Below are 8,463 nucleotides of genomic sequence, written 5' to 3'. Positions count from 1 at the left end.
GAATATATATTAAATAGTGAAAGTAATAATAAATAATTAAGTTAAAAATCGAAAGATAAACTATTTGCAAGGTTAAAGAAGAAGTTACATGATAAATAGGTTAGTCTTTATTAATTATCTTTAACTTATTTATATCCGTATAGAATTACAGCAGGAGTTAATATAACTCGTGATTTTATGGAAATCGCACCTCACAGTATCATGGTTCACCCAACTCTTCTCAACGGTTGCTTATGTTTCCTTTGTGATAGGCTTGCTGTTGTATCCATGGCCTCCGGATTTTATTTATGTTTGGGTTCCATTGTTGCTTTTTCTGATATGTAGTTGGTACTTCACACAAAAAAATATTAGTCGTATCAAAGGGGATTTTGTTTTATTGAATGGCAACCGAATTCAATGGAAACTGCATGAATGGCAAATAACAAAACGCCCTTGGATCAGCCGTTTCGGTACTCGAATAACATTGACATCCATTCTCAATAAAAAGCAAATCACGTTATGGGTTGCTTTTGACAGTATGAATGAAAATGAGTGGCGTAACTTCTCTCAATTATTAATGCAATATCCAGATATTTAATACCTGGATACTAAATTTATCCAAGGTGCCGTAAAACCCTGTCCTTTAGAGGAGGGAGGATGTTAAAAATTTTCTTCTATTTCACGTAGAATTTGCATACACCATTGTGATAAACGTTCATCAGTTTCTTCAAACTGGTTTACATCATCTAATGCAAGACCAACAAAATGTTTACCATCATCGGATAACGGTTTTGGGCTGACAAATTCATATCCATCAATAGGCCAAAATCCAATAAATTTAACACCACTTGGTAATAAATGATGGTAAAGCATACCTAGTGCATCAAGAAACCATTCGCTATAATCAACTTGATCGCCCATTCCATACATTGCAATAAGCTTATTTTTTAAATTTAATGTCGGTAATGTATCCCAAATACTGAGCCAATCTTCTTGGATCTCACCAAAATCCCACGTTGGAATACCTAAAATAAGGATGTCATATTGTTCCATAAGCGTGATATCACACTCTTGAACATTATGAAGATCAACGAACTCTTCACCGAGAATATCACGAATTTTTTTCTGCTGCCATTTCGGTGTAACAGGTACTGGAACCGTAAAATAGACCAATTTTCATAAAGATTTTTAGGATATTTTTGCCAATAAAGGTCACTATTGTACCAGAAAAATTTTTTTATAAGGCATAATGTAAAGGCGATAAGCTAAAGATAGGGAGAGTAAGACGGTGTCACAAACCAAATTATCGACAAAAAAGACAGCTCATATCAATGAAGATACTGATATTATTATTGAACAATTTCTCGACAATATTTGGTTAGAGCAAGGCTTATCCGCAAATACGCTCAGCTCTTATCGCTTAGACTTACAAGCATTAGGGCAATGGCTTGCACATCACAAATTAGATTGGTTATCCGTTACCACTTTGGATTTGCAATCTTTTCTCGCAACACGTTTAGATGAGGGTTACAAAGCCAGCAGCGCAGCTCGATTACTCAGTACATTGCGTCGGTTATTCCAATATTTATATCGCGAAAAATTACGTTTAGACGATCCTAGCGCATTGCTTTCAACGCCTAAGCTTCCCAAGCGTTTACCAAAAGATTTAAGTGAACGACAAGTTGATGATTTACTTAATGCCCCTTGCATTGATGAGCCACTTGAATTGCGCGATAAAGCCATGCTTGAAGTTCTTTATGCATGTGGACTTCGTGTTTCTGAATTAGTGGGATTATCACTCTCTGATATCAGCTTACGGCAAGGTGTGTTACGTGTGATTGGTAAAGGCGATAAAGAACGATTAGTTCCTTTAGGTGAAGAAGCTATTTACTGGTTAGAGCAATATCTGCAATATGGAAGACCCACTTTAATGCAAGGGAAAACGGACGATATTGTTTTTCCTAGCTTAAGAGGGCAAAAAATGACACGACAAACGTTCTGGCATCGCATAAAGCATTATGCTGTGATAGCGGGGATCGATACTGAAAAATTATCACCCCATGTGTTGCGTCATGCATTTGCGACACATCTCTTAAATCATGGAGCAGACTTGCGTGTTGTACAGATGTTATTGGGGCACAGTGACCTCTCTACAACACAGATTTATACCCATGTTGCAACGGAACGCTTGAAAGTGCTTCATCAGCAACATCATCCAAGGGGATAGCTGCTAAAGAGTGGGCGTTAAATAGGAATTCAAATGAAAAAGAAATTATTCTGGTTGCCAATATTATTAACGATGGTGTCAATGCCAGTGCTTGCTGACAATGCTTCGATTGAAGCGCAATTGGCAAAAATGCAAATTAAAGCAGAAAGTATTCAACCCACACCGATTGTTGGATTAAATGCCGTATTATCAGATAAAGGTATTTTTTATATTACAGATGATGGTAAATATCTAACCGCGGGGCCTATTTATAACATTAGTAATGGTGAGCCTGTAAGTATTGCTAATCAAGTTATTATGAAAAAAAGTAGACTCACTTAAAAAATGAAATGATTGTTTATAAAGCGCGTAATGAGCGCCATGTGATCACCATTTTTACCGATATCAGTTGCCCTTATTGTCAAAAACTACATCAAGAAGTCCCTGAGCTGAATAAACAAGGGATAACAGTGCGTTATTTAGCATTTCCTCGTAATGGTGTTGGCAATAATATCGTCAGTAAAGAAATGAATGCTGTGTGGTGTAGTGGTTTTCCTAATAAATCGTTAGATAGTGCATTTAAAGGGGACAAAATTATTCCTATTGATGAGTGTACAAAAATCAATATCAATGAACACTTTAAATTAGGCACCATGATGGGTATCCAAGGCACACCCGCTATTGTATTACCTAATGCCAGTATTTATGGTGGATATATTTCTGCTCAAAACCTTGTTGAATTATTAGATAAAAAAGAGAAGTAATTACGTTTTATGGTCACTATTGAACCGACACTGCGTCGTCGAATCGCACAGGTAACTCAATTACCAGATAACTTAGATCCCTTATTACGACAAATTTATGCTAATCGTGGAATAACATCTGAAGTTCAACTAGAACGATCGTTAAAGGGCTTACTTCATTATCAAACATTAACAGGAATAGAAACGGCAATTTCATTACTGATTGAGGCATTACAGCAACAATCCCGTATTGTTATTGTCGGCGATTTTGATGCTGATGGGGCAACCAGTACCGCACTTGCGATTAAAGCATTACGCCAAATGGGATTTAAGCAGGTTAGCCATCATATTCCTAATCGTTTTGATGATGGTTATGGTTTAAGCCCTCAAGTTGTTCATGATGTTGCTAAAAAAGGTGTTGATCTTATTATCACTGTTGATAATGGAATTTCCTCTTTTGACGGTGTGGATACGGCTCATGAATATGGTATTCGTGTCCTCGTTACCGATCACCATTTACCAGGGCAAACCTTACCCACCGCTGATGCGATTATTAATCCTAACTTAGCAGATTGTCCTTTTTTTATCTAAGTCATTAGCGGGTGTTGGTGTTACTTTTTTATTTAATGACGGCATTAAGAGCTGAATTAGAAAAACAAGGCTGGTTTGAGCAACAAAACTTAACTCGTCCCAATATGGCCGATTTTCTTGATTTAGTTGCACTTGGTACAGTAGCAGATGTTGTTCCTCTTGATGAAAATAACCGTATTTTTGTTTATGAAGGATTACGTCGAATTAGAGCTGGTCGTTGTTGTGTAGGGATAAAAGCACTTACGGAGGTTTCTCGTAAAGCGTTATCTCAATTGGTGAGTAGTGATTTAGGTTTCTCTTTAGGGCCACGTTTAAACGCAGCAGGACGCCTTGATGATATGTCGGTAGGTGTTGCGTTACTTTTAACTGACAATATTAGCACGGCACGTGAAATTGCTAATGAACTTGATGGATTAAATCAAACTCGGCGTGAAATTGAAGCCGGTATGCAAGAAGAAGCTTCAATTATTTTCCGCCAATTTATGGGAACGCAACAGGATTTACCAAATGGTTTAGCGATTTACCATCCTGAATGGCACCAAGGTGTTGTAGGGATTTTAGCGTCTCGCATTAAAGAAAAATTGCATCGCCCTGTTATCGCGTTTGCACCTAGTGGTGATGGTCTATTAAAAGGCTCTGGTCGTTCAATTAGTGGCGTTCATTTACGAGATGCCTTAGAACGATTAAATACATTAAATCCAGGTTTGATGGTGAAATTTGGCGGGCACGCAATGGCGGCAGGGCTTTCACTTGAAGAAGATAAATTTCCATTATTTCAGCGTCATTTTTCATCTTTAATGGCAGAGTTAGTTTCTGATGAACAGTTGCAAGGTGTTATTTTATCGGATGGTGAACTAACCGATAATCAACTTTCATTGCCTATTGCAGAAATGCTTAGAGAAGCGGGTCCTTGGGGCCAGGCTTTTCCAGAACCTTTATTTGACGGTAAATTTACGCTGTTACAACAACGTATAGTGGGTAGTAAGCATTTGAAAATGATGCTTCAGCCAGTCAATAGTCATCTTATGATTGATGCAATTGCATTTAATGTTGATATCAATATATGGCCTGATAACAGTATAAAAATGGTTGAGTTAGCTTATCGATTAGATGTAAACGAGTTTAGAGGGCAACGTAATGCACAACTGCTTGTTGAGCACATTTGGCCTTGTTAACACGAATAGTTAAACAATTTATCGTGATATAAAGAGTCGTGTTGTTATGGTAACAACTATCTGATCGACAATTGTATATAAATGCTATAAACCCGCAGATATATCCGTTACAATATGCGGTTCAAAATTTATTCCAATTGTTTTTGAAAACAACATAAAGACGAAAAAGTATGTTTGAAATCAACCCTGTAAAACACCAAATTGAAGAAGTCTCTGAAAGAACAAATGTTCTCAGGGGGTATCTTTGACTATGATGCCAAGAAAGAGCGTTTAGAAGAAGTTAACGCTGAACTAGAACAGCCAGATGTATGGAATGAGCCAGAAAGGGCACAAGCATTAGGCAAAGAGCGTTCATCTCTTGAGGCTATCGTAGAAACAATCGATCAGTTAGAGCAAGGACTAGAAGACGTTTCTGGTTTACTTGAATTAGCGGTTGAAGCTGATGATGAAGAAACATTTAACGAAGCCATTGCAGAATTAGATGGTTTAAATAAAAAGCTTGAGCAATTAGAATTCCGTCGTATGTTCTCTGGTGAATATGACAGTGCAGATTGCTACCTTGATTTACAAGCGGGTTCTGGTGGTACAGAAGCGCAAGATTGGGCAAGTATGCTGATGCGCATGTACTTACGTTGGGCTGAATCAAGAGGCTTTAAAACAGAAATTATTGAAGAGTCTGACGGTGATGTTGCAGGATTAAAATCAGCGACGATCAAAATTATTGGTGAGTACGCTTATGGTTGGTTACGTACAGAAACAGGTGTTCATCGCCTAGTTCGTAAAAGTCCATTTGACTCAGGTGGCCGCCGCCATACCTCATTTAGTTCAGCCTTTATTTACCCTGAAGTTGATGACAATATTGATATTGAAATCAACCCAGCTGATTTACGTATTGACGTTTACCGTGCTTCAGGGGCGGGTGGACAGCACGTTAACAAAACAGAATCTGCGGTTCGTATTACCCACGTTCCAACAGGTCTTGTCACTCAATGCCAAAACGATCGCTCTCAGCATAAGAACAAAGATCAGGCAATGAAGCAGATGAAAGCGAAGTTATACGAGCTGGAAATGCAGAAGAAAAACGCAGACAAGCAAGTCATGGAAGATAACAAGTCCGATATTGGCTGGGGTAGTCAAATTCGTTCTTATGTTCTTGATGATTCACGTATTAAAGATTTACGTACTGGTGTGGAAACGCGTAATACACAAGCAGTATTAGACGGTGATCTTGATAAATTTATTGAAGCTAGCTTAAAAGCGGGCCTGTGAGGAAAAACATGTCGCAACAGCAACAAGGTGCGGAGCAGGCACCTGATTTAAATAACGAACTGCAAACACGCCGCGAAAAATTATCCGCTTTACGTGATAATGGTAACGCATTCCCAAATGATTTCCGTAGAGATTCTCTGTCTGACGAGTTACATCAAAAGTATGATGCAATGAGTGCTGAAGAATTAGAAGCAGCAAATGTGGAAGTTTCTATTGCAGGTCGTATGATGACTCGCCGTATTATGGGTAAGGCATCTTTCGCTACATTGCAAGACATGGGTGGCCGTATTCAGCTTTATGTTTCTCGTGATGATTTACCCGAAGGTATCTATAACGAGCAATTTAAAAAATGGGATCTGGGTGATATTTTAGGTGCTCGCGGTCGTGTTTTCAAAACGAAAACGGGCGAATTAAGTGTTCACTGTACAGAAGTGCGTTTATTAACTAAAGCACTGCGCCCATTACCCGATAAATTCCACGGTTTAGCTGACCAAGAAACGCGTTATCGTCAGCGTTATTTAGATCTGATTTCTAATGAAGAATCGCGTAAAACCTTCAAAATCCGTTCACAAGTCATGGCGGGTATCCGTCAATTTATGGTGAATAAAGGTTTTATGGAAGTTGAAACGCCGATGATGCAAACTATCCCTGGTGGAGCAAGTGCTCGTCCGTTTATTACTCACCATAATGCATTAGATATTGATATGTATCTGCGTATTGCACCTGAGTTATATTTAAAACGTTTGGTTGTCGGTGGTTTTGATCGTGTATTCGAAATCAACCGTAACTTCCGTAATGAAGGTGTATCGCCACGTCATAACCCAGAGTTCACTATGATGGAACTTTATATGGCGTATGCAGATTACCGTGATCTGATTGAATTAACTGAAGAATTATTCCGTACATTAACTGAAAATGTACTCGGCTCTTCATTGGTGAAATATGGTGATCAAGAGTTTGATTTTGGTAAACCATTTGCCAAATTAACCATGAAAGAAGCTATCTGCAAATATCGTCCAGAAACCGTAATGGCTGATCTTGATGATATGGATAAAGCGGTTGCTATTGCTCAATCTATTGGTATTAAGATTGAGAACAGCTGGGGCTTAGGTCGTGTTCAGTGTGAAATTTTTGAAGAAGTTGCAGAAAGCCACTTAATTCAACCTACATTCATCATTGAATACCCAGCAGAAGTTTCTCCACTGGCTCGTCGTAACGATGATAATCCATTTATCACTGACCGTTTTGAATTCTTTATTGGTGGTCGTGAGATTGGTAATGGTTTCTCAGAATTAAATGATGCACAAGACCAAGCAGAGCGTTTTGAAGATCAAGTCCGCCAAAAAGAAGCCGGTGATGCAGAAGCCATGTTCTTCGATCATGACTACATCACGGCATTAGAGCATGGCTTACCGCCAACAGCAGGCTTAGGTATTGGTATTGACCGTATGGTAATGTTATTTACTGACAGCCATACAATCCGTGATGTTATTTTATTCCCAGCAATGCGTCCTAATAAATAATTATTATGTTAAATAAATTATTTATTAGCGAATAGCATTAAGGAATACCGATATAATAATAAAGCTACCGAAAGGTGGCTTTATTGTTTTTTAAAACAAAGGGTTATCTTTTGAGTGGTGATAAAGTAATCATTTGAATAAGAAGGGGGATTGTCGTTCAATCAAGGAGGCGTATAATTAGTAAAATCAATTGCGGGCGTAGTTCAATGGTAGAACGAGAGCTTCCCAAGCTCTATACGAGGGTTCGATTCCCTTCGCCCGCTCCAAATTCAAACAAACCTATCCAGAAATTATCTAAAAAAGTCATCAACAGCGTCATTCCACTCATGCCCTAAAATAGACCACTCGTGACCGACTGAGGGAGGAAAGCCACTACGGCAGTATCCATTTTTAGCTTCAAAATCAAACGCACCGTGCGGATAGCCATTAATTAAAAGTACGCATTTTTTACTGTCTTTTGACCAACCTATTTTTATATCAGAAGGAATATTTTTATCTGTTACATTTTCAACGTTATAAATATGGAGAGCATCTTGAATTGGGTTACCATCGACAGATTCATCAATCGCGTAAAAAATAACCAGTTTTGCCGATCATCTTCAAATACCGCAGCAAATACTCCATCAGGAGCTAGGCTTTCAATAACGTGAGCTTCCCCCACAATAATTTGCTCTTGGGCGGTAACTAAAATTGTCATACAGGGTTCCTTAATTTATTTAATAGATTAGTGAAAGTAAGATGGTTCACATCAACGATTAGTAAAAAAGCGTTTGCTGAACGAATAATTATTGTAAGTATTAAAAATATCTAGCCTATATTTTATATTTAATTTTCCAGCAATATCGTTATATCGCTTCCATACCGAATAAATAGCTTTATCCTACACTTTACCTACCTTAATTTGATAACTAGCCTCATTAATCCGTTCAGCTATAATGCGTTCGTTATCTATACTATTTAGGCTATACAATAAATTG

General features: G+C 38.1%; 6 protein-coding genes, 1 tRNA gene and 3 pseudogenes. 8 read left to right on the top strand and 2 right to left on the bottom strand.

Features of this window, described 5'->3' with window-relative positions:
* Positions 1-169: 169 nt before the first annotated feature.
* Positions 170-577, top strand: coding sequence for a protein YgfX (locus tag BHE89_RS04865; protein ID WP_069367740.1), 408 nt, complete (start codon positions 170-172; stop codon positions 575-577).
* A gap of 62 nt (positions 578-639) precedes the next feature.
* Here BHE89_RS04865 and fldB read toward each other — a convergent pair.
* Positions 640-1,159 (bottom strand): annotated as a pseudogene (fldB, locus tag BHE89_RS04860) (flavodoxin FldB).
* A gap of 165 nt (positions 1,160-1,324) precedes the next feature.
* On the opposite strand from fldB, the gene xerD reads away from it, so the two are divergent.
* The 7 genes and pseudogenes from xerD (at position 1,325) to BHE89_RS04830 (ending at position 7,752) form a co-directional block, all read left to right on the top strand.
* The gene (gene xerD, locus BHE89_RS04855; RefSeq protein ID WP_171729917.1) at positions 1,325-2,206 is read left to right on the top strand and encodes a site-specific tyrosine recombinase XerD; all 882 of its coding nucleotides are present in this window, start codon (positions 1,325-1,327) and stop codon (positions 2,204-2,206) included.
* Positions 2,207-2,239: 33 nt separating this feature from the next.
* Positions 2,240-2,527 carry a disulfide isomerase DsbC N-terminal domain-containing protein gene (locus BHE89_RS25030; RefSeq protein WP_286145896.1) on the top strand — a complete coding sequence of 96 codons (288 nt, stop codon included), beginning with the start codon at positions 2,240-2,242 and terminating at the stop codon, positions 2,525-2,527.
* Between the two features lie 8 nt (positions 2,528-2,535).
* Positions 2,536-2,949, top strand: a complete 414-nt coding sequence (locus BHE89_RS25025; protein ID WP_286145895.1) for a thioredoxin fold domain-containing protein — start codon at positions 2,536-2,538, stop codon at positions 2,947-2,949.
* A 9-nt stretch (positions 2,950-2,958) separates the two neighbouring features.
* Positions 2,959-4,694 (top strand): annotated as a pseudogene (recJ, locus tag BHE89_RS04845) (single-stranded-DNA-specific exonuclease RecJ).
* A gap of 170 nt (positions 4,695-4,864) precedes the next feature.
* Positions 4,865-5,963, top strand: a protein-coding gene (gene prfB, locus BHE89_RS04840) for a peptide chain release factor 2 (RefSeq protein ID WP_109371064.1) whose coding sequence is annotated in 2 segments (ribosomal slippage) — positions 4,865-4,939 and positions 4,941-5,963 — 1,098 coding nt in all. Because the reading frame shifts where the segments join, the coding sequence is not laid out codon by codon here.
* Between the two features lie 8 nt (positions 5,964-5,971).
* Positions 5,972-7,486 carry a lysine--tRNA ligase gene (gene lysS / locus BHE89_RS04835; protein WP_069367744.1) on the top strand — a complete coding sequence of 505 codons (1,515 nt, stop codon included), beginning with the start codon at positions 5,972-5,974 and terminating at the stop codon, positions 7,484-7,486.
* Positions 7,487-7,678: 192 nt separating this feature from the next.
* Positions 7,679-7,752 (top strand) — tRNA-Gly (locus BHE89_RS04830).
* Between the two features lie 24 nt (positions 7,753-7,776).
* On the opposite strand, the pseudogene BHE89_RS04825 reads toward BHE89_RS04830, so the two are convergent.
* Positions 7,777-8,183 (bottom strand): annotated as a pseudogene (locus BHE89_RS04825) (DUF2251 domain-containing protein).
* Between the last annotated feature and the right edge of the window lie 280 nt (positions 8,184-8,463).

It is taken from the genome of Shigella sp. FC1967 (assembly GCF_001743005.1).
Taxonomy (GTDB): Bacteria; Pseudomonadota; Gammaproteobacteria; order Enterobacterales; family Enterobacteriaceae; genus Proteus.
Note: the sequence above shows the minus strand (reverse complement) of the source record. Positions and strands in the feature narration are given on the sequence as shown.

What these genes read in the sequence shown, in the direction of transcription:
- BHE89_RS25025 (WP_286145895.1), top strand. Translation starts at nt 2,536, where the DNA reads ATGATTGTTTATAAAGCGCGTAATGAGCGCCATGTGATCACCATTTTT.
- BHE89_RS25030 (WP_286145896.1), top strand. Translation starts at nt 2,240, where the DNA reads ATGAAAAAGAAATTATTCTGGTTGCCAATATTATTAACGATGGTGTCA.
- lysS (WP_069367744.1), top strand. Translation starts at nt 5,972, where the DNA reads ATGTCGCAACAGCAACAAGGTGCGGAGCAGGCACCTGATTTAAATAAC.